19 protein-coding genes and 1 riboswitch are annotated in these 21,813 nt (G+C 41.2%); of the genes, 5 read left to right on the forward strand and 14 right to left on the reverse strand.

What is annotated here, in order from left to right; translation table 11 throughout:
* Positions 1-50: 50 nt before the first annotated feature.
* The 3 genes from BLT18_RS02170 to BLT18_RS02180 all read right to left on the reverse strand — a co-directional run bounded on the left by BLT18_RS02170 (position 51) and on the right by BLT18_RS02180 (position 4,816).
* Complete coding sequence (locus tag BLT18_RS02170) at positions 51-359, reverse strand: hypothetical protein (protein ID WP_091270753.1); 309 nt, start codon at positions 357-359, stop codon at positions 51-53.
* 328 nt (positions 360-687) lie between these two features.
* Positions 688-1,956: a 2-oxoglutarate dehydrogenase complex dihydrolipoyllysine-residue succinyltransferase gene (odhB, locus tag BLT18_RS02175; protein ID WP_091270755.1), complete on the reverse strand. Its 1,269-nt coding sequence runs from the start codon at positions 1,954-1,956 to the stop codon at positions 688-690.
* A gap of 16 nt (positions 1,957-1,972) precedes the next feature.
* The gene (locus BLT18_RS02180) at positions 1,973-4,816 is read right to left on the reverse strand and encodes a 2-oxoglutarate dehydrogenase E1 component (protein WP_091270756.1); all 2,844 of its coding nucleotides are present in this window, start codon (positions 4,814-4,816) and stop codon (positions 1,973-1,975) included.
* 436 nt (positions 4,817-5,252) lie between these two features.
* Here BLT18_RS02180 and BLT18_RS02185 point away from each other — a divergent pair, with 436 nt between their 5' ends.
* Positions 5,253-6,041, forward strand: coding sequence for an HAD family hydrolase (locus BLT18_RS02185; protein ID WP_091270758.1), 789 nt, complete (start codon positions 5,253-5,255; stop codon positions 6,039-6,041).
* 215 nt (positions 6,042-6,256) lie between these two features.
* Positions 6,257-7,597 carry a YjiH family protein gene (locus BLT18_RS02190; RefSeq protein ID WP_091270759.1) on the forward strand — a complete coding sequence of 447 codons (1,341 nt, stop codon included), beginning with the start codon at positions 6,257-6,259 and terminating at the stop codon, positions 7,595-7,597.
* A 36-nt stretch (positions 7,598-7,633) separates the two neighbouring features.
* Here the strand turns inward: BLT18_RS02190 and BLT18_RS02195 are convergent, their stop codons facing one another.
* The 5 genes from BLT18_RS02195 to BLT18_RS02215 all read right to left on the reverse strand — a co-directional run bounded on the left by BLT18_RS02195 (position 7,634) and on the right by BLT18_RS02215 (position 11,412).
* A complete protein-coding gene (locus BLT18_RS02195; protein WP_091270761.1) occupies positions 7,634-7,945 on the reverse strand; it encodes a hypothetical protein in 312 nt (103 codons plus the stop codon).
* 146 nt (positions 7,946-8,091) lie between these two features.
* Entirely contained in the window at positions 8,092-8,784 is a 693-nt protein-coding gene (locus tag BLT18_RS02200) for a hypothetical protein (protein ID WP_091270763.1), read from the reverse strand.
* Positions 8,785-9,192: 408 nt separating this feature from the next.
* Positions 9,193-10,359 (reverse strand): alpha/beta hydrolase, encoded by a 1,167-nt coding sequence (locus BLT18_RS02205; RefSeq protein ID WP_245705146.1) that lies wholly within the window; start codon positions 10,357-10,359, stop codon positions 9,193-9,195.
* Between the two features lie 338 nt (positions 10,360-10,697).
* The gene (locus BLT18_RS02210) at positions 10,698-11,090 is read right to left on the reverse strand and encodes a type II toxin-antitoxin system PemK/MazF family toxin (RefSeq protein WP_091270767.1); all 393 of its coding nucleotides are present in this window, start codon (positions 11,088-11,090) and stop codon (positions 10,698-10,700) included.
* A 55-nt stretch (positions 11,091-11,145) separates the two neighbouring features.
* Complete coding sequence (locus BLT18_RS02215; protein ID WP_091270769.1) at positions 11,146-11,412, reverse strand: hypothetical protein; 267 nt, start codon at positions 11,410-11,412, stop codon at positions 11,146-11,148.
* A gap of 209 nt (positions 11,413-11,621) precedes the next feature.
* On the opposite strand from BLT18_RS02215, the gene BLT18_RS02220 reads away from it, so the two are divergent.
* The 3 genes from BLT18_RS02220 to yidD all read left to right on the forward strand — a co-directional run bounded on the left by BLT18_RS02220 (position 11,622) and on the right by yidD (position 13,819).
* Positions 11,622-12,131 (forward strand): hypothetical protein, encoded by a 510-nt coding sequence (locus BLT18_RS02220; protein ID WP_091270770.1) that lies wholly within the window; start codon positions 11,622-11,624, stop codon positions 12,129-12,131.
* A gap of 110 nt (positions 12,132-12,241) precedes the next feature.
* A riboswitch (Lysine riboswitch) is annotated at positions 12,242-12,429 on the forward strand.
* A 147-nt stretch (positions 12,430-12,576) separates the two neighbouring features.
* Positions 12,577-13,464 carry a 4-hydroxy-tetrahydrodipicolinate synthase gene (dapA, locus tag BLT18_RS02225; RefSeq protein WP_091270772.1) on the forward strand — a complete coding sequence of 296 codons (888 nt, stop codon included), beginning with the start codon at positions 12,577-12,579 and terminating at the stop codon, positions 13,462-13,464.
* A gap of 118 nt (positions 13,465-13,582) precedes the next feature.
* Positions 13,583-13,819, forward strand: a complete 237-nt coding sequence (yidD, locus tag BLT18_RS02230) for a membrane protein insertion efficiency factor YidD (protein WP_217635727.1) — start codon at positions 13,583-13,585, stop codon at positions 13,817-13,819.
* Between the two features lie 178 nt (positions 13,820-13,997).
* Here the strand turns inward: yidD and BLT18_RS02235 are convergent, their stop codons facing one another.
* From BLT18_RS02235 to BLT18_RS02260, 6 genes are all read right to left on the reverse strand, one after another.
* On the reverse strand, positions 13,998-15,377 hold the full coding sequence (locus tag BLT18_RS02235; RefSeq protein ID WP_091270776.1) for a TRAP transporter large permease subunit: 1,380 nt from the start codon (positions 15,375-15,377) through the stop codon (positions 13,998-14,000).
* Positions 15,378-15,504: 127 nt separating this feature from the next.
* Positions 15,505-16,719: a M24 family metallopeptidase gene (locus BLT18_RS02240; protein ID WP_245705147.1), complete on the reverse strand. Its 1,215-nt coding sequence runs from the start codon at positions 16,717-16,719 to the stop codon at positions 15,505-15,507.
* Positions 16,720-16,799: 80 nt separating this feature from the next.
* Positions 16,800-18,239 (reverse strand): aldehyde dehydrogenase family protein, encoded by a 1,440-nt coding sequence (locus BLT18_RS02245; RefSeq protein ID WP_091270778.1) that lies wholly within the window; start codon positions 18,237-18,239, stop codon positions 16,800-16,802.
* A gap of 42 nt (positions 18,240-18,281) precedes the next feature.
* Positions 18,282-19,322: a homoserine dehydrogenase gene (locus BLT18_RS02250; RefSeq protein WP_091270780.1), complete on the reverse strand. Its 1,041-nt coding sequence runs from the start codon at positions 19,320-19,322 to the stop codon at positions 18,282-18,284.
* Between the two features lie 12 nt (positions 19,323-19,334).
* Positions 19,335-20,543, reverse strand: a complete 1,209-nt coding sequence (locus tag BLT18_RS02255; protein WP_091270781.1) for a M20 metallopeptidase family protein — start codon at positions 20,541-20,543, stop codon at positions 19,335-19,337.
* Positions 20,544-20,567: 24 nt separating this feature from the next.
* The gene (locus BLT18_RS02260; protein WP_091270783.1) at positions 20,568-21,779 is read right to left on the reverse strand and encodes a cystathionine gamma-synthase family protein; all 1,212 of its coding nucleotides are present in this window, start codon (positions 21,777-21,779) and stop codon (positions 20,568-20,570) included.
* Positions 21,780-21,813 lie beyond the last annotated feature (34 nt).

The raw sequence follows: 21,813 nt of genomic DNA on the forward strand, positions 1-21,813 counted from the left end.
TTGTATTTTGTATTCTTTTGTATCAAACAAGAGTCCTTTTTTTCTGAAAACTATACGGCTGTACGCTTGCGAAAATGTTTAATGCCGCTGCAGCTCAAATGCTGGAATGGCCCAAATCCACTAATGCGGATTTTTAATTGGTTCTTTATATGAAGGTCTTGATGAATGTAGATGTGAACACCTTCAAATGGAATAGCCTCAAAACAGCTGTCATCATCTGGCTTATCAAATGTCAGCAATACATCCACTAAACCGCGTTGTTTTTTCTCACTAAACGGATAAAAAGGATGAAGCGTTACAATGCCTCCATTTTTTTTAATCCAGCTTATTGTTTTTTTATCCATGTGAATGCGATTCATGCATATCCCTCCCTGAGATAATAATAGGAATGATAATGTTACAACCACATTATAAAACAAGATATATATATTTATCAATAGATACAAAGAGATATTAGTATATAATTTTAACAAACACTTTTATATAGATGCACAAACAAAATAATCATCATATAAGGTGTTTTTTTGATATATCAACAAACTTTTAAAGACAGCTTAGCCAGCATAAACACTAATCTTCAAATAGATTAATGCCCCCGGCCGCTTATCCTTTATTGCAGAGCTGCTTTTTCTGCATAATAAAAGCTTTCCTCTGCCACAGCAGAGGAAAGCAAGCAACTACTTCCTATTATCCTTCTAGCAACAAGGATTCAGGGTCTTCTAACAGCTCTTTTACTTTTACTAAGAAGCTGACAGCTTCTTTCCCATCAACAATGCGATGGTCATAGGACAGAGCGATATACATCATTGGACGGTTTTCCATTTTTTCTTCATCAATAGCTACTGGACGCCATTGAATCTTGTGCATTCCTAGAATACCAACTTGCGGCCCATTTAGGATTGGGGTGGAAAGCAAGGAACCGAACACACCGCCATTTGTTATCGTAAAAGAACCACCTTGTAAGTCTTTCAATGTTAATTTGTTATCACGTGCCTTTTTCGATAAGTCGACAACTGCTTGCTCTAGTTCTGCAAACGATTTTTTGTCGGCATCACGAACAACAGGCACCACTAAACCATCATCGGTAGAAACAGCCATACCAATGTCATAGAAGTATTTTTGAACGATCTCGTTACCTTGAATCTCTGCATTGAGCAGCGGATAATGCTTCAATGCTGCAATAACAGCCTTCGTAAAGAAAGACATAAATCCTAAGCGTACATCATGCTGTTCTTGAAATGCCTCTTTTCTTCTTTTTCTCACGTTCATGACAGCCGTCATATCGACTTCATTAAAAGTCGTCAGCATGGCTGATGTTTGCTGGACATCGACCAAACGATTCGCGATAGTTTGGCGGCGGCGGGACATGCGGATACGCTCTACCGGTTTTCCTTCAAATTCATCTTTTGGCGCACTAGCATTTTCTTTTTTCGGTGCTTCTTTTGGTGTTGCCGCTGCTTTATTTTTCTCATAATCTTCTACGTCTTCTTTTCGGACGCGTCCAAGCGGATCTCTTGTTGGTACGTCGTTCAAATTCAATCCTTTTTCTCGAGCAAGCTTTCTTGCTGCTGGAGAAGCTACCGGACGATCAGACGGCGTGCTTTCCTGCTCTTTCGTATCACCTTTATTTTCACTCTTTTCAGCAGTTGTTTTTTCCTCAGCTGCTGGCTGTTCTTCTTTTTCCGGAGAAGCTTCTTGTTTCTCACTGCTGCCTGCTTCACCGTTTTCGTCGACTACCGCAATCACATCGCCAACTTCAACGGTGTCGCCTGGCTCTTTCAGCAGTTCTTGAAGCACACCGGATTTCTCTGATGTAATTTCAACGTTTACCTTATCTGTTTCTAATTCCGCAATATTTTCTCCTTGCTCTACTTGATCACCTGGTTGTTTTAACCATTCTGCAATCGTACCTTCTGTAATAGATTCTGCCAGCTCCGGTACTTTAATTTCAGCCATGATGAATGAATCCTCCTTATTGGTTTACTGTAAGTGCTTCGTTGATAATTCGGCTTTGTTCTTTTTTGTGTACTTTCGGATCACCCTCAGATGGACTAGAACGACGTCTTCTGCCAATGTATTCAGTCGTTACATTTGCTGGAGCAATATCACGCAATAGCGGCTGAATATAATTCCAAGCCCCCATATTTTCCGGTTCCTCTTGTACCCACTTAAATTCTTTCACATGCGGACAGGCTTGAACAACTTCTTTTATCTCTTGTTCAGGGAATGGATATAACTCTTCGACCCGTATAATGTGCAAATTATCTACTTGGCTGTCCTCTTTGATAGCTTCATGTAAGTCGACTGCCATTTTCCCTGAGGCAAAAACAATTCTTTCCACTTTTTCTTTTTCTTTTCCAGTTTTCGGCTCTTCAATCACTGGTGCAAACCGGCCCTGTTCAAATATTTCCGGTGAAGAAGCAACGTTTTGATTTCGAAGCAGACTTTTTGGCGTCATCAATACGAGCGGCCGTACTTCTTCTGTACCAAGTGTTGCTGCCTGCCTGCGGAGTAAATGGAAGTATTGAGCAGAACTAGTTAAATTAGCGACATTCCAATTATTTTCCGCAGCAAGCGTTAAGAAGCGTTCCAGCCTTGCACTGGAGTGCTCTGGACCTTGGCCTTCATACCCGTGTGGCAATAGCAGAACCATGCCGGATTTTTGACCCCATTTTGCCCGGCCGGCAGATACAAATTGATCGAAAATAACTTGTGCTGCGTTAGCAAAGTCACCAAATTGCGCTTCCCATAACACAAGAGTTTCCGGAGCGTGAACATTATAACCATACTCAAACCCAACAATCGACCCTTCTGACAGCGGGCTGTTATGCACCGCAAACGATGCTTTTGCTTTTGAGAGCGTGTGAAGCGGTGAATAAATATCACCGTTTTTATGGTCATGCAGCACAATATGACGATGCGCAAATGTCCCTCTTTGTGAATCTTGTCCAGTGAGCCGTACTGGTGTACCATCTGAAACGATCGTTGCAAACGCTAACGTTTCTGCATGAGCCCAGTCTACCTTCCCGTTTTCTTCCAACGCATCTTCTCTGCGTTCCAAAATCTTTTTCAGCTTCGGAAAGACACTAAACCCTTCAGGCCACGTAATTAGTTCCTTATTAATCTGTTTTAATTCGTTTAAGTCGTAGCCAGTATCTACATCTGGCAGCCTTTGTTCTACTTCCTCCGGTATGGCCACTTGTTCTGGCTCAGTCGATTTCTTATCTGCTACTTTGTCATACTGAGAAGATAAGAACTTGTTGGTATCCTCTTTCATTGCTTTTGCTTCTTCTTCCGACAAGAGACTATCATTTACGAGCGATTTCGCATAAAGGTCTCTTACCGTTGGATGCTTTTTAATAATACTGTACAAGTATGGCTGTGTTGCGACTGGCTCGTCCATTTCATTGTGTCCAAACCTGCGGTAGCCGATCAAATCAATCAAAAAGTCTTTATTGAAACGGTGGCGGTATTGATATGCCAAGTGAATAGCGGCCATACAAGATTCTGGATCATCGGCATTTACATGAACGATTGGGATTTCATAACCTTTCGCCGGATCACTGGCATACGTTGTCGATCTGGAATCATGGGTATCCGTTGTAAAACCGAGCTGGTTATTGGCAATAATATGAAGCGTACCACCGGTTTGGTACCCTTTCAATCTGCTCATATTTAACGTTTCTGTCACAATTCCTTCACCTGGAAACGCCGCATCACCGTGAATGAGCAATGCTACGGATTTATGGGTATCTTGCTGCGGGAACCCAGGTTGGGAACGGTCATCTTGAGCCGCCCTAGCATACCCTTCTACCACCGGGTTGACAAACTCAAGGTGGCTTGGGTTGTTTGCGAGTGTAATCCGGGCATCAAACGACTCTCGTTCTACTTTTTTATCTGCACCAAGGTGGTATTTCACGTCACCAGTCCACCCGTAGTTAATACCAATCGATCCTTCCGAAGGAACTAACTCTTTTTGCGGTGCATGTTGAAACTCTGAAAAAATCAAGTCATATGGTTTTCCTAAGACATGAGCTAATACACTGAGACGACCTCTGTGCGCCATGCCTATCATAACATTTCTAGCTCCGTCTTGAATGGAATCTTGTGCAAATTCCTCAAGCATCGGAACGAGCGTATCCACACCTTCGATAGAAAACCGTTTTTGACCAACGAAGGTTTTATGGAGAAATTGTTCAAAGCTTTCTACTTCCGTTAAGCTTTTCAGGATTTTTTTTCTTTTTTCTTCCGAGAGCGCCTTGTACAATTCCCCGGATTCGACTTGCCGGTTTAACCACTGATGTTCTTCCACATCATGAACATGGTCAAATTCAAACGCAATAGATTTTGTATACATTTCTTTTAAATGATTGATAGCTTCTAGCCCGTTGGAAACAGATGGCGGAGCATCTGGACAAATGACGCTGACAGGAATCTGCTTTAAGTCATCCTCCGTTAAACCATATTCATCAATTTTTAAAAAGGATGTTTCACCGCTTGGTTCTTGCAGCGGATTTACATCAGCCGATAAATGACCGTGAATACGGATGTTTTCAGCAAGCTTTACGGCTGCCGCAATCTTTTTAATCGCATCTGCATTTAATGCTGGTTCTTCATGAGATACAGGCGCGGTGCCATTAACAGGGGCTGCTTGTTCCACTTGAGGAGCCCCATGCTCGTCAAACCATTGTTTAGTCTCGGGTTCTAAAGCTGTTGGGTCTTCTTTGTATTGTTCATAAAGGTCCATTAAATAGCCTAGATTAGGACCATAAAATTCTTGCCAGGGCTCATCATGCTTGGCTGAATTTTTACTCATCAGGTTCTACCTCCAACTGCTAATAAATATTTGGTAAGGGTTGAAAAAATATGTACCATTTGTCTCTCTAAATAAACACTTTAAATCCTGTGAAAAGCTTTTTCAACCACTCCCCCTCAGGAATTATACCTGTTTAAAATACTGTCTTTATATCACTTTATAATTTTATTTCTCTGTGTCTTTTATTTTAACACGTTGTAAGCGCGTTCTCAAAAACTTATAGCTTTAAAACGACAGTATATGACAAGCAATATAAATATGTAGAAACAGATATAAAAAAATTATTTTTTTATGAATAAAAATGTATCAATGTGCCGACCTTCATTGTTATTGTACAACAAAATTCCGTAAATAAAAGTGCTTATGCACAATTTCTTTAATGCTTTCTCTTCTTGCAGCAGGTATAATATCGATATGGAAGAAAGGAGAGATACATATGATAAAAGCACTTATTTTTGACCTTGACGACACATTGTTATGGGATAAAAAAAGTGTAAAAGAATCATTGAGAATGGTGTGTATAGAAGCAGAAGCTAAAACAGGGATCAACCACAAGACATTTGAACAAACGATTCGCAAAGAAGCTGCTTCGCTATATGCTTCTTACGACACGTATGACTTCACTAAAAAAATTGGTATTAACCCATTTGAAGGATTGTGGGGAGACTTTACAGACAAACACAACATCGGCTTCCGCCGTATGCATGCAATGATTTACGACTATCAAAAAAAAGCGTGGACTAATGCCCTTAACGACCATGACATCGACAGTCCAAGCCTTGGTGAAGCACTGGCTGAACGCTACCGTTTCCACCGCCGTACACTGCCTTTTTTATACGAAGATACATTGGAAGTATTGACACAGTTAAAAAAAGACTACCGTCTCTTTTTATTAACAAACGGCGCCCCTACCCTGCAAGACGAAAAGCTGAACATGACTCCTCAGCTCCCCGGTTTTTTTGAATACATATTAGTTTCTGGAGCGTTTGGAGTCGGAAAGCCGGACCCCAGCATTTTTCACCACACTCTTCAACTATTATCGGCCACAGCAGATGAAGCGGTTATGATTGGAGATAACTTACACACGGATATATTAGGCTCTAATCGAGCGGGAATAAAAAATATATGGTTAAACCGGGAAAATAAACAACCGGATTCTGGTATCCCTTATACGTGGGAAGCTTCTCGTTTATCTGATATTCCTTCATTATTACAAAGCCGCTAAATATTTGATACGTTCAAAACGAAAGAGCTGACAGCTCTTTCGTTTTTTGTCGAATAATGTTTGAAAATTGATTTTATTATTTTTATACTTTATAAAAGATGCAAATGATGTTATTTTTATAAATACAGTTTTCGTTTTTATACATTTATTTTATGTTTAACGGTACAAAAAACCTGTATTAACCGTTATAAAAGTTTAATGAAAGTGGTGACGACATGAATAATTATTCAAATACAGACAAAGGATCATTTATTCGCTTTCTCCTTCCATCACTTCTAGGAATCTTTTTGTTTATGATTCCGATTGTTGTGGATGGAGAATTAACTATCCCCATTGCTGTGATGGCAAGTTTTCTCCAAACTGCGGCCGCTGATTACCTGCCTTTAGCAGCAACGATTTTTATTATTATTGCTTTTTTTGGGTCCGTCATTGTAAAAATCACTGGCAGCAAACATCCCTTTATTAAATCGTTGTTTGATGTATCTTTGGGATGGCTTGCCGTTCGTTTTTTCGGATCCGTTTTTGCCGTGCTCGTTCTACTCCAAATTGGACCGGAATGGTTGATTTCTCCTGATACCGGCGGGCTGTTATTATTAGATTTAATCCCACTGCTCATTACTGTATTTTTATTTGCCGGATTCTTTCTGCCCTTGCTCTTAAACTTCGGCCTGCTTGAATTATGCGGTGCTGTATTAAACCCTGTGATGAGACCACTCTTTACATTACCTGGACGCTCGTCCATTGACAGCGCTGCTTCTTGGATGGGAGACGGAACAATCGGCGTGCTCCTGACAAACCAGCAATATGAACAAGGGTATTATTCTAAGAGAGAAGCTGCCGTCATCGGTACAACGTTTTCGATTGTCTCTATTACATTCAGTATTGTCATATTATCTGAAATGAACCTTATGCAGTACGTCCTTCCGTATTATGGGACTATTTTGATTGCTGGTTTTATTGCTGCAATTATTATGCCGAGAATACCGCCATTATCCCGCAAAAAGGATACCTATTATAACAGCCAGGAACAACGTCATTCTCAGCCAAAGCCGTCCCATCTCAATCCGTTTCAATGGGGAATACTAGAAGCGTCAAAAAAAGCAGCTCAAAATAAAGCTTCGTCCATCATAACCGGCGGGATTAAAAATGTGTTAGATATGTGGATTGGTGTTTTACCTGTTGTGATGGCTTTGGGGACAACCGCTGTCGTTGTAGCAGAGACAACGCCATTCTTTGAAATGATCGGCCTGCCTTTTGTTCCCTTACTGCAGATGCTGCAAGTGCCAGAAGCAGCAGAAGCTTCTCAAACGATGTTAATTGGCTTTGCCGATATGTTTTTACCCGCTATTATTGGTTCCGGTATAGAAAGTGAATTAACACGATTTGTTATTGCTGCTTTATCGGTGACTCAACTCATTTATATGTCCGAAGTGGGCGGGCTGCTGCTCGCTTCGAAACTGCCGGTGTCATTTGTTGATCTTGTTGTCATCTTTTTAGAACGAACAATCATTACACTGCCTGTAATTATCGGCTGTGCACACCTTATTTTTTCATGAGCATAAAAAAGCTGGACGCAAGTGCGCCCAGCTTTTTTATGCTTCTGTGCGTTTTTTTCCATACCAATCGTCTAACACTTTTGCATCCAGTACTTTCTTTTCGATAAAACGCTGCTGTTCTTCCTGAAATTCCTGCTTCCAGTTGATATCCATTTCCTCTGCCAATTTAACCACAGTTAAAAGCTCTTGCCACGCCACATACCGTTTGTACCAAAAAAACTGAGGCTGTTCACTCATATAAGGATACAAGTCATCAAACTCCGTGTGCTTACAGTCAATCGTGCGTTCAAACTGCGTCTTGGCTTCTTGGAGCTTTCCTTTAAAAAAACCAGTAATATCTTTACTCATATCGTCTCCCCCTCTATACAGAGAATTCTTGCTTGTTTTTATTTTGCCACAAATATAGTGTTACGTTAAGTAAATTGCTTGAGAGGTTTGTGTTTATAATAGAAAAAACTCCCCGTATACCTTTTTCCGTATACGGGGACCTATACTTATCCAATCTCTTGCATTCGCTTTTCAAGCTTGCTGATTTTATATTCATCAGCATACATTTTATCAAATGATTTCACTAGCCTTTTCATTTTCTTTCTAGAAAAATCAGATGATAACAGCCCTTTATTAACCAAATACTTATGCAGAAAATCCAGGCGGCCACTGTCTATTTTATTATAATCTTCTACTCTCTCCAAGTATTGATACATTGCATCTTGTAATGTGTGATGGCTTTGTACAAAATCACCATAACGTTCGATATACATACGATAGTTGTTTTCACTCAATTTATTTAATAGCGCTGTCAAAAAACGCTCTTCATTTCCTTTCAACTGAAATCCTTTCTTCTCTAACAAACGGATAAAAACAGACAAATCCGTATTGTAAAAGTCTAACGCGAGACGCATTTCACTCGTTACATGAAGCGATACGGAAAATCTCCCTTGCGAACGTGCAATGAGCCGGTTATGAAGAGCGCGCACGACATCCGGGTTTAAGAGAAACGAAGGATGAATCGTATATAAATATTTTTCAATCTCTTGATGCAATAATTGATTAATCTCTTCTTGTTTTTTCATATAGCGCAAAGACGCTAGCCGCTGCTGTTCTGCGTACTCTTCAATTCGTTGAGCCGTTTCTTGGGCCCAGACATTTCTTTTTTGGTTAAATTTTTCTTTCATTGCCTTCAACATAGGAAAGCCTCCCTCCATCTCTTTTTTATGCCCGGCACAGCAGGCTTCTTTCTCTCTTTTTCGCTTTTCCACTGAAGAGTTTATCACATCCCATCTAAAAAGAAAATAGAGTATTTAAAAGTTTTTTTATCTATTTTGGACGTAATTGCACATATCATAAACTAATCCTTTCATAGAATCTCAAATCGTTTATATTTACGTTAAATTAATAAATACTAAAGAAAACGAGCATGAAAACAATAGAGACATATACGATACCAAACATTTACTAGCAATAGGTGAGTGATGCAATCACAAAACATTGCACTCCGCACATAGTCGAATGCTAAAACATGCATGCTGCATTTATATCCTTCATGCACTTATAAAAAAAACGCCCTGTTCACTCAAACAGGACGAAAAAATAAATTACGGTATCAGTGTAGTTAATGTACGTTTACCGACTAAAAAAGCAGCAATGGCAAAAGCTTCTGCTTCTTCTCTTACCCGCTGCATACCAGCGGGTACCTTTTGAACAGTAAGCGAAAACTCATCATCATATACGATCTCATCTGCCGCTGCTTTATCTAAAAATAATTCTGATTCATTTAATGCCATTTCACCGCTTTTCATCACTTCAAAAAAAGATACAAACCCATGCATCACTCCATTATACCGCACCGCTTGTACAGGAACCCCGGCTTCATGGAGTTTCTCTGCGTACAGCTCCCCTTCATCCCGCAGCGGATCATACTGTGCTGTCATAATCATTGCAGGCGGCAGACCATCCAGGGTATCTGCTTCTAGAGGGGATGTGTACGGGTTATTCCACATGTCTTCCTTTGGCGTGTAGGCATTCCTTGCTTTTAACATTACTTGCCTTGATAACAGATAATATCCGCTGTCATATGCCGTCCGTGACTCTAATTTCACATCTTTGAATGTGGTAAGAGGATAATAAAGAAGCTGCGCAATAATCTCTGGACCATGTAAATCCCGTGATTTCAATGCGGTTACCGCTGCTAAGTTCCCACCGGCACTATCACCCGCAACAGCAATTTTCTCAGGATTTCCTCCCCATTTTTCGGCGTTTTCATATACCCACTTTAACGATTGATAACTGTCATTGACAGCAGTTGGAAACACATGATCCGGCGCAACACGATAACCAGGACTCACAACAACTGCTTCCGTTTTTTCTGCAAGAGCACGCACAATGTTATCATGCGTATCAATACTTCCATACCCTTCTAAAAAGGCACCGCCATGGAAATACAAAATCACTGGCGCATGCTCCAGATCTGCATAATGGTATATTCGCACAGGAAGCGTATAATCACTGTCTAATGGAATTGTCGTATCTTCGCGAATAAGCTCTCGCTCTTCGGATTTTTTCGAGGCGGATAAAAGAAAACCCGGCGGCTCGATATCCGCATCAACCGTGACTAAATTATTATTAACGGCATGGAGAATGACGGCTGTTTTCGAAGGCAGCTTGCCTTGTGCAGTATGAGACCACTCTTCCATAAACCATGCGATCATTAAACTGACAATAACGTTCAATACGACTGTTACAGTCAGCAGTTTTTTCCACACCCCGTATCCCTCCCCCAACAAATCATCCTTTATGTACAGTATAACAAACATTTTTTAAATTTCTTCACTTTTTTACATATTTTCACATAATTGTACGTGCAGCATACTACACACCGCTCTGCGAGGCTCCTGTTGACACAAACAGCAGTTCAGAAATAAGAATAGACCGCTAAAGAAGGATGCCTCCGAATAGTTTCATTAATATACAAACTGCTTTCTTCTATTTGCATTTCCAAGTGCTTAGATACTGAACACTTCCCCTCTTTCTTCTCTCTACTAAAAAAGCATGTCCAAAAAGGACATGCTTACTACTTATGTACAATATTCATTGTAAGTTATTATACTTCTTTTAAACCCAGACTGATTTCAAGCGCCTCTTTCACTCGCTCCATCGTATCTTCATCCAAATGAGTGATTTTATCGGTTAAGCGCTGTTTATCAATTGTTCTGATTTGTTCTAAGAGGATAACACTATCTCGGTCAAATCGGTGCTTTGCGGCATCAATTTCTACGTGGGTAGGAAGTTTTGCTTTCTTTATCTGCGCTGTAATGGCAGCAACAACGACGGTGGGACTAAACCTGTTTCCAATATCATTTTGGATAATCAGCACAGGTCTTACACCGCCTTGTTCTGAACCAACTACCGGTGAAAGATCAGCAAAAAAAACGTCTCCACGCTTTACAACTTTTTTGGATTGTTGATAATTATGCGTATCACTCAACTCATCCATTCACCTCCTTCACCGGTTCCGTTAACAGGATATGCCGAAAAGAGCCGTCTTATTCCTACTCTTTCGCAACAATAAGACGTTCTCCTATACGCAAGGCTTCTTCTTCTGCTTGTTCAAACTCCTTGCACAGCTCGATATTAATTTGAGCCATCTCTAAATAACCCTGTTTCATTTGATTTTCTACATCAGATGATTTTCTTTGTTTGATTTGTTCTTGTAACACCTTACGAAAGAAAGAATTTTTCTCTTCTTCCGTAAGGTGCTCAATTTCAGAATATATATCCTCTGGAAGTTCTACTGCTATTTGCTGAAATTGAGACATACCTGGACGGCCCCCCATGCATGGTTTATTCCCACCCACCATTATATATGATTTTCTCACAAGAATAAAATACATTTTTAGAGGAAATGTATGATTCCTCGTATCTAACAAATGAAAAACGCACGAATAAACCCCTTCTTTTTTGCCTTATACTACATAATGCCACTTTATTCGTTCGTTTATGACGCTAAAAGAAAGGAGCACCATCATTGTATAAATTTTTTCTCTTGCTCATAAGTGTCATTTTGATTGCCGGATGTACTGACACCAACCAGCCAGAAGAACAAGGCGCAGATACAAGGGTCACTCCTGAACCAAATTCCTATGAGCAAAAAAAAGCAACGCCAAAAGACCCTGAGCTGCATGAAGCCGCTGCCGCTTACGGCGATTATCTGAAATATTTTCATCGTTCCTTACGGCAGGTGCATGAAGAAGTGAAACGAAATGACATCAATGAATATTGGGTAGAAAAACAGCTAGAGGATATGATTCGTCAAACAGAAGAAACGGCTGAACAGGCCCCTGAAGCATTTGCACCATTAAAAGAAGTGCAGCAAAGCACCTCTTATGAATTAAAGATGGCCAAGTCAAATGCCGATAACTGCTTTCACTCCCGAAGCGGCTGTGACACTATGCAAACGCATCTTAATAATTTATACCATGTTGATAAAATTATGGATGAAACGTATAAAGATGTGCTTTTTGATCATGGCATTTAATCACTTTTGAAAAATTTTCGGTAAAACGTCCAAAAACGATTGCATTTCTTTATCTCCTTTGGTAAAGTTTTCAGTACAGACAATTAATATTTTCCTACTTCTTTATAAGAAGTGAGGATAGAGGCGCAAAGACCATGAGTAAGCAGATGGAGGAACATGAGGTCCTTTGAAATTTGCTGAAAGGGGGATTTGCCGAAGCAGTCAGCCGCTCATGAGTTGATTGCTGGTTTCGTATTGAACAGGTACGGAACTGTCATATGGCACGTTCACTGGTGCTATATGGAGGGCTATCTCACGCATAAACGGTTCTGTTTACAGCTGGAACGTTCATGCAACAATGAGAGTCCTCTCATTGTTGTTTTTTTGCGTAAAACTGAATTTCCGGTGAGAACCGCCCTCCTCTGTCATTGACTTTACGATAATTTAAAACAGAGGGTGATTGAAGATGCATTTTGGTAGAATCAGTACAGCCATGGTAACACCATTTGATAAATCAGAAGAGATAGACTACAGTGCCGTTACAAAACTGGTCAATCATTTGATTGCAAATGGATCAGACAGTCTCGTGATTGCCGGAACAACTGGTGAATCTCCTACATTGTCTAAAGAAGAAAAGCTTACGTTATTTGAACATGTCGTTCAGGTCGTCAACGGCCGTGTTCCTGTGATTGCAGGCACGGGTTGTAACAATACAAAGGCATCCATTGAGTTAACAAAACAAGCGGAGAAAACCGGCGTAGATGCCGTGATGCTTGTGACTCCGTATTATAGTAAACCAAATCAAGAGGGAATGTATCTTCATTTTAAAACAGTAGCTGCATCCACCAATCTTCCGGTGATGCTGTATAATATTCCTGGAAGAAGTGCTGCCGGGCTGAACCCTGAAACTATTATTCGCCTTTCAGAAATTAACAATATTGTCGCTGTCAAAGAGGCTAGCGGTGACTTAGACGCAATGGCCACGATTATTCAGCATACGCCTGATAATTTTCTGCTGTATAGCGGGGATGACAGCTTAACGTTGCCTGTCATGTCTATTGGGGGAGCAGGGGTTGTATCCATTTCCTCACATATTATCGGTAACGAAATGCAAGACATGGTACAAAGCTTTTTGAACGGTCATCCACAATACGCTTCTAAATGTCATCGGGAACTTTTGTCAACAATGAAAGCAATGTTTACCGCCCCAAGTCCTGCACCTGTAAAAGCAGCGCTCGAGATGCAAGGTGTTATTTCAGGTGACGTCCGGCTGCCAATGGTACGCTTAAACGAAGAAGAAATGAATGTACTTCGCGGCACGTTACAACCAAAAACAGCTTTTTATGTAAGCTAAATATGAAAAGCACGAGCCCCTTAAATAAAAGAAGGACTGTTTCTATCAACAACAAAGAAACAGTCCTTCTTCTTGCCTGATTTCTAATCACAAACATCAAGACAGAAGGAGGATGGCTGTGAAAACAGTACTGCTTTCCATCATTTCTTTTTATCAAAAAGTAATTTCTCCTCTCACTCCACCGCGCTGCCGCTTTTATCCGACGTGCTCGCAATATGGAAAAGAAGCGATTCAACGATTCGGTGCAGTGAAAGGCGGATTTTTGACACTTGTTAGAATTTCTAAGTGTCAGCCATTTCACCGAGGCGGATTTGATCCAGTTCCAGAAAAGCAGCCAAAACATAAAACAAGATGAATGCCTCTCTCTACTTCATCTTGTTGTTCTCCTTGTACAAAAAAGAACATGCTCATGCTGCCCTTCAAAAGACAGACCGAGCATATCCTTTATCAATACATGTATCTTCTCCAGACAACTGGCTTTTCGAGAGTTGATGAATGCAGCTCAACTGTACATTTCGCTTGCTTTTTCTCTCCTAGAACATATTCATCCACTCCAGGAAACTTAATAACACAGAAAACGTAAATAACAACGTGAAAACAAATGCGGCATTCTTTTTTAGCAATGTAATGGGACGTTCGTTCATTAACTGGGCCCCCATTAAAATGGTACCGGTAAACGGCGAAAACTGGGTAGACAGCATCCAAGAGATCAGTAATAACAATCCCATAAAAACAGGTGATACACCAAAATGTTCAGGAGTTAATGAGCTGCCAAGCCCAGTCACAACGATGACTGGATGAATACCGACGAATGCTAACATCATCGTGGACAAACACAGTGTCAGCACCAAAAGAGGAATATATCCTTGGGAGATGAAAAGAACTCCGTCTGCCAGCATTTCACCAATCGAACTGTGGGATAATGCTTCTCCGAAGAATCCAGCTGTAATAAAGATACCTATTTCGTTACGCAATCGTTCAAATGAATGTGCCATATACTGAAATGAAGCTTGTATGTACTGTTTTCCCTCACCGGCAAACACTGCCCAGCAAAGCGGGTAGACAAGTGCCAGCAAAGATACAACCGTTAGCATGTTAAATGGCAGCATAGCCTCCATCGTAACCGAACAAAGCAGCAAGACAATAAAATAACAGACCAGCCCCTTTAACGGCGGGAGCTGTGCATTGGTATCATTCACTTTCGCACCATGATGATTCATCTCTTTATCATCAGAAAACGAAAGCCAGGGATAATATGCAGCAACAACAAATGAGTAGGCGATGGCTAAAATCATGCCATATAAACCAATATCCTGCCACCTTAAATCATAGAGCATTAACACAAGACCTACGTTCACAAAATAAGGAGACCACAGCATACAGAAACCGAAGCCACGAACTAGCATCATGGCAAACTTTTTATTTTTAAACGAAGTAAAACTTTCAACACCAATTTTATGTACAAGCGGCATCGACCCTAAATTTAACAACGATCCCATGGATGCTGTTAATGCATATCCTAATCGGTATGGATGTGCTTTTTTATGTTGTTCTACTTCTCTTTTTCGCAGTGTCATTTGCAATGTTTTTAAATAACCAGCCTCCGACATATAGACACCAAATAACGGAATCAATAAAAAGAGGCTGATTAAATGTAAATTTGCACCAAAACTCGTTATTACTTCCCACAATGTTGCATCATAATAAAAAAGCAGTACACTGCCGCCAGCTAAAAGCAGCAACAAAACTATACGGTTTATGCCTTTCATATTCTTTATGGCAAAGAACAACAGCAAAAACGCTAACAAGCTGTATGTAACAGCAACATATGGCGACGGATAAAAAACATTGCCTAAATAAAGAACTACAGCTGCAAAAGAGACGAATCCTAAATAGGTGTAAATCATGTGCATTTTCCGCCTTCCTTTGCTCACTTCCCTATCTCACTAAAGCATAACATGAAACAACAAGCTTTCCCAGCGGAAAGCCAGCTGAAAAAAAACTGTAGCGGCATTCATCCACTACAGCAGAAAACGGAGTTTACGATCCCGTTTGTTCTTTTGGTGATGTCATATGGCTGATTTGTGACGGTTCTTTAATATAAAGTTCTCTTGGAACATTCGCAAACGTTTCACAACCATTCTCTGTAATACGAATTGATTCTGTGATCTCTACCCCATAGTTATCCAGCCAAATACCCGGCATTAAATGAAAGGTCATATTCGGCTGCATGATGGTACGATCTCCTTTGCGGAAACTGACTGTGTGCTCTCCCCAGTCCGGGGGAAAACTTAATCCAATTGAATATCCCAACCGCGATTCCTTGAAATAGCCGCGTTTTGCAATCGTCTTGCTCCAAACACTCTCCACTTCTTCTGCCGTCATACCAGGCTTAATCGTATCCATCGTCGTTTCAATTCCTTCCACGACTACCTTTGCGAGATCTTTTACCTTATCGGGAGCTTTCCCTATTGCCATCGTTCTTGCCATTGGCGTGTGGTACCGCCTGTAACATCCCGCAATTTCAATCGTTAAATAATCACCGTGTTTATAGCGGCGGTCCGTCCAGGTCAAATGCGGGCTGGCTGTATTTTCGCTCGTAGGAATCATTGGAACAATCGATGTGTAATCTCCTCCAAATTCTTTCGTGCCGCTAATTTGTGCTTGATAAATGGCTGCAGCCACATCGTTTTCGCGCATCCCAACATCTGCTGTATAAAAGGCTGCATGCATCGCATTTTCCAAGATTTTTGCAGCTTTTTTCATACACTCAATTTCTGTATCCGATTTAATTAAGCGAACCCAATTGACGAGCGTGCTGAAATTACGGAATTCAGCATTCGGCAGCCCTTGTGTAATACGTTCATAACACATCCCTGTAAAATAAAACGCATCCATTTCTAAGCCAATCTTGCGGTTTCCTTGACCAATTTCGGTTAAAATGTTTGCAACAAAATCCATTGGGTGTCTGATTGTTGACTGTACAAATTCATCTGGATACGGAATAATGTGGTTTTCATCCAGCCATGTCGTTACCTTTGCACTATGTGCATCCATCTCTCGGCCAATCCAAATCGGCTGTTCTTCATCTATCATTACTACAAGTATTTGGTGTACATAAAAAGACCAAGCGTTATACCCTGTTAAATAGTACATATTCGAAGGGTTGGAAATAAGAAGAACTTCTACACCATATTCCATCATTTTTTGCTTCGTTTGATTCATTCTTGTTAAATATTCTTCTTTTGTAAACACTCTTGCCACCCCTTTCTATCTTTCTATCTCTGCAGAAAAGGACGTGCTATTCCGTAAAGAATAGCACTCCTTGAATGGTTTTATTCTGTTAATTTAAATCCTACAATTCTCTCTTCGGACATTTCACGGATGGCAAAAGCAACGCCTTCGCGGCCTAAGCCTGATCCTTTTACGCCACCAAATGGCATTGCATCAATTCGAAAGTCGCTGCTGTCATTCACCATCACACCACCAACGTGCAGTTTCTTCGCTGCCTTTAGGGCAGAGTTAATGTTAGCTGTAAAAATGCCTGCCTGCAATCCATAATTCACGTTGTTTGCACGTTCAATCGCTTCATCTAAACTTTTTACCTTAAACAACATAACAGCAGGGCCAAATACTTCTTCTTTTACAATCGTTGCTTTTTCTGGAACATGTTCGAGAACAGTCGGCTCGAGGTATGCACCTTTTCGCGTACCTCCGCGAAGGACTGTCCCTCCCATACTTACTGCTTCTCTTATCCAGTTTTCTACGCGAATCGCTTCCTTTTCATTAATAAGCGGTCCCATGTCGGTGGATTCTGATAATTTATGACCCACTTTCAGCTTTTTAACCTTTTTTAGGAACGCTTCCTTGAACACCTCATAAACGTCCTCTTCAATGAAGATGCGCTGTACACTGAGACAATTTTGACCAGCTGCTGAAAATGCTCCTGAAGCTGCCGCGTCTGCGGCCAAGTTCAAATCTGCATCTTTTCTAATAATAACCGGTGAATTTGAGCCAAGTTCCATGGACAGCTTTTTTAACCCTGCTTTTTTCGCAATTTGCTCCCCGGTTTCTAAGCCGCCTGTGAAACTAATCATTTGCACATCTTTGCTTTCTACAAGCGTATCACCGATATCGCGGCCGCGGCCGGTTATCACTGTCAATATTTTTTTAGGCAGTCCCGCATTCATAAGAGCTTCCGCTAATTTAAGGGCACTCAAAGGAGTTTGTGCGGCCGGCTTCAAAATGACCGCATTGCCTGCTGCAATAGCCGGCCCCAGCTTGTGGGCTACAAGATTCAAAGGGTCATTGAATGGTGTAATAGCAGCGACTACTCCAACCGGAAATCGAAAGTAGTAGCCCATTCGATCTTCCTGTCCAGGCATCTGATCAAAATTTATTGATTCGCCGTTTAGCCGCCTCGCTTCTTCAGCGCTTAATCGAAGTGTTTCTGCTGCTCTGGCGGTTTCACTGCGGGCTTCGTTGATTGTTTTGCTTCCCTCAAGAGCAATCGTTGTTGCAAACTTATCGATATTTTTCTCAATGAAAGAAGCCGCTTTATTTAAAACATTCATCCGATCACGGATAGATAAATCAGAAGCCACTTTTGCTCCCTGCTTGGCTAAAGCGATTGCTTTTTCAATATCAGCAGCTTTTGCAGCAGGAACTGTATCGATCAATTCATTATTTTCTGGGTTATACACCTCTATTTTGTCTTCTCTCTCTTCCCATTCACCTGCTATCAGCATTTTTTTACCCGCTAATTTCGTTGCCATCTTACCCGCCACCTTTCTGACCCAGAATATTCACAAAAGTCCTTACAAAATCCCTCTTTCTAAGTTAATAAGATCAATTAATAAAGCAAAACCTGTTTCAGGTATGCCTGCTCCGGCTCCTATTAACGTGACAGGTCCGGATAAATCACAATCATACGTAATCGCATTTAACGATCCGGAAATTCCGGCTAATGGATCATCATTCGGTATTTTCTCAGGTCCTACGGAAGCCTTGACGGCGCCATTTTCTTTTTTTATTTTTCCGATTAACTTCCACGTACAATGTTCCTCTTTTGCCCGCTTCATATCGTCAGGAGTCAACTCTGCAATGCCTTGGCAAGCAACATCTTCCTTTTTCACTGGTTCCTTCATGACCAAATTAGCTAATATAACGACTTTGTACAGCACGTCATAACCCTCTACATCACTTGTAGGATCAGCTTCGGCATAACCTTTATCCTGGGCTTCTTTTAATGCCTCTTCAAACGCCACACCTGATTCCATCTTTGTTAATATATAATTTGTTGTGCCATTTAAAATGCCTCGTATTTCCTGAATTTCATTTCCAGAAAGGGACACAAGCGGAAGGCGCAACGCAGGCGTTCCACTCATGACAGTACCTTCAAACAGAAAACGAACGCCATGGTGGTCAGCCAGCTGCTGCAATTCATCGTAAGCCAGCGCCACAGGTCCTTTGTTTGTGAGAACCGCATTTTTGCCGGACTGAAACGCTTTTTTACAATGGTCAATAGCCGGCTGTCCTGTTTTTATATCCGTAAAGGTTATTTCTATCATCGTATCAGCATTTGACTTCTCAATGGTTGTAAAGCTGTCCCAGCCGCGAATTAACCCTTCTTCTTCTGGATAGTGCTGCAGCGTTCCATCTGTTTGCACCGATTCTAATACTTTTTCAATATCCAATCCATCTGGATGATGAAGGGCCCCCTTATACAAGTCTGCAATGGAAACAATTTGAAAATCTGTCCCAAACTCTTCGCTTAACCATGTCCCTTTATTTTTAATAATTTCAGCCAGACCTTGACCTACACCGCCAAAACCTATAAACGCCAGCTTATGCGCCATGTGTGTCCCTCCTTACTTTTTGTTTTCCATTAAATATCGGAGAGCTGCTCCGGTGAGCAAAGTAACACCAATCGGTAAAATGTCTTCGTCGATATCAAATCTTGGCATGTGCAAGCCTCGATTATCCATCTCTGTAAAGCCAGCGCCTAAAAATAACATAGCTGCTGGTACTTTCTCTGCCATGTGACCAAAATCTTCCCCGCCTAATCCATACGGTTTGCGATGAACATGAAAATCAGAAAGTATCTCTTGAATAACCGTTTCGTATAAGTGAACAGCCCTTGCGTCATTATTCAACGCAGGCTCGCCGTGTTCAATGTCAAGCTTATATGTTCCTCCCATCGACGAGACCAATTCGAAAGTCTGTTTCAGTTCTTTTTCTAACTGAATGCGTGTTTGTTTGTCGTAGCTGCGCATCGTACCTTGCATAGTCACCGTTTCTGGTATCACATTTGTAGATGAACCCGCTTTTATTTCTCCTACACTAATGACAGCTGGTGAGAGTGGAGAAATCCTTCTTGATGGAATGGCATATATCGCTTGCAGGATAAACGACAACATATACATTGGATCTGTTCCAAGATGAGGATAGGCGCCATGCCCGCCTGTACCTTCAATCACGGCTTGAAATGTGTCAACGTTGGCCATACTTGGACCAGCATGAAGTTTGATATGTCCTGGTTTTAATTCAGGATCCATATGCAGGGCAAAAGCTATGGACACATCGTCTAACAAACCGTGTTCGATAAAATAAGAAGCGCCTGTACGTCCAGTGTCATCAGCATCTTCTTCTGCTGGTTGAAACAACAGCTTTATCGTTCCTGAAAACGCGATATCACGTTCTGATAACAAGTGAGCACAGCCAAGCAAAATGGCTGTGTGAGCATCGTGCCCGCACGCATGCATCACACCGTCATGCTTGGAAGTATACTCTGTTTGATTTTCTTCTTGGATAGGGAGAGCGTCCATATCCGCTCGCAAAGCGACAACTGGACCCTCTCCTTTCTTTATAATGCCAACAACCCCCGTCTCCGTCCCTGTCTCTTTTTTTCCAGCCAGTACTTCGATTCCATTCAGCTTTTCAAGTGTTGATTTAACAAATGAGGCCGTATTTTTTTCTTGAAAACTAAGCTCCGGATACTGGTGCAGATAACGGCGCCATTCGCTGAGAGACGAATACATCTCTTGTGCTTTTGCCTGGAGTAATTTCTCGGAGTTCATAGGGGCTTCCCTCCTGCTTTTACGTCATTTTGTACCGATTGTTGATGGAATATGGGTCATTGCCTGTTCCAAATCGTTAATTAAATCTTCTGTATCTTCTATACCCACTGAGTATCTAACTAAACTTTCAGGTATACCTAGTGCCGCTCTTTCTTCGGGTGTATTTTCAATATGGCTCGTTGTACGCGCCGGTCCTACCGTTGTTTCAACAGCACCTAGGTTCGCTGCACGGTTGGCATATTTTAATTTAGGCAAAAATGCCCGCACAGCATCCATGCCGCCTTTCATGGAGAAACTTAACATTCCGCCAAACTGACTCATTTGTTTTTTCGCAATATCGTGTCCAGGGTGATCTTTTAAACCTGGATAGAACACTTGATCAACTTGTTCGTGTGATTGTAAATACTTTGCAATTTTTATTGCTGACTCACAAGATTGCTTCATACGCAGGTGTAATGTCTTCATTCCTCGAATCATTAAATAGGCCGCCATCGGATCCATCGTCGCTCCATTAATTTCTCTATAGTGGAAGACTTTTTCTACTAGTTCTTCTCTGCCGCACACGGCTCCCCCTAACGCATCTGCGTGCCCGCCTAAAAACTTGGTTGCACTGTGAATAACAAGATCAACTCCATAATCGAGCGGATTTTGTAAAATCGGGGTAGCAAATGTATTATCGACAAACACATAAGCTCCTGCCGCTTTGGCCGCTTTTACCATACGCTTAATATCCGTGATTTTCACAGTCGGGTTTGTCGGTGTCTCCAGGTATAACACCTCACACCCTTTACTAATCTCTTTTTCCAATTCTTCATGGTTCCCTGTTTCACATAACGTTACGTTAATATTCATCTGCGGCAGAAACTCGCTGAATATTTTATTTGTCCCGCCATAGGTATCTTTTATAGACACTACTCTATCACCTGGCCGTAAAAACGTGAGCAGGGAGTTGCTGATGGCGGCCATGCCTGTAGAAAAACTTGTTGCTGCTTCCGCTCCTTCTAAGTCTCTTAACTTGTGTTCAAAAGATTCCACGGTAGGATTTGTGTTCCGTCCATAAATATGACCCTTTTTGTTGCCGGTTGCTACTTCATACCAATCGTCAAGATCGTCATAGGTATATGCAACACTGTGTACGACTGGAACCTGACTTGCACCATGCACTCTGTATTCTTTTTCACCGGCCCAAACTGCTCTTGTAGAACGATCAACAATCGGCTGATTATGTTTCTTCATCAGAACACCCCATTTTTAGAATGTTTGAATTATT

The sequence above is a fragment of the Alteribacillus persepolensis genome (genome assembly GCF_900099605.1).
In the GTDB taxonomy this organism is placed as follows: Bacteria; Bacillota; Bacilli; order Bacillales; family Marinococcaceae; genus Alteribacillus; species Alteribacillus persepolensis.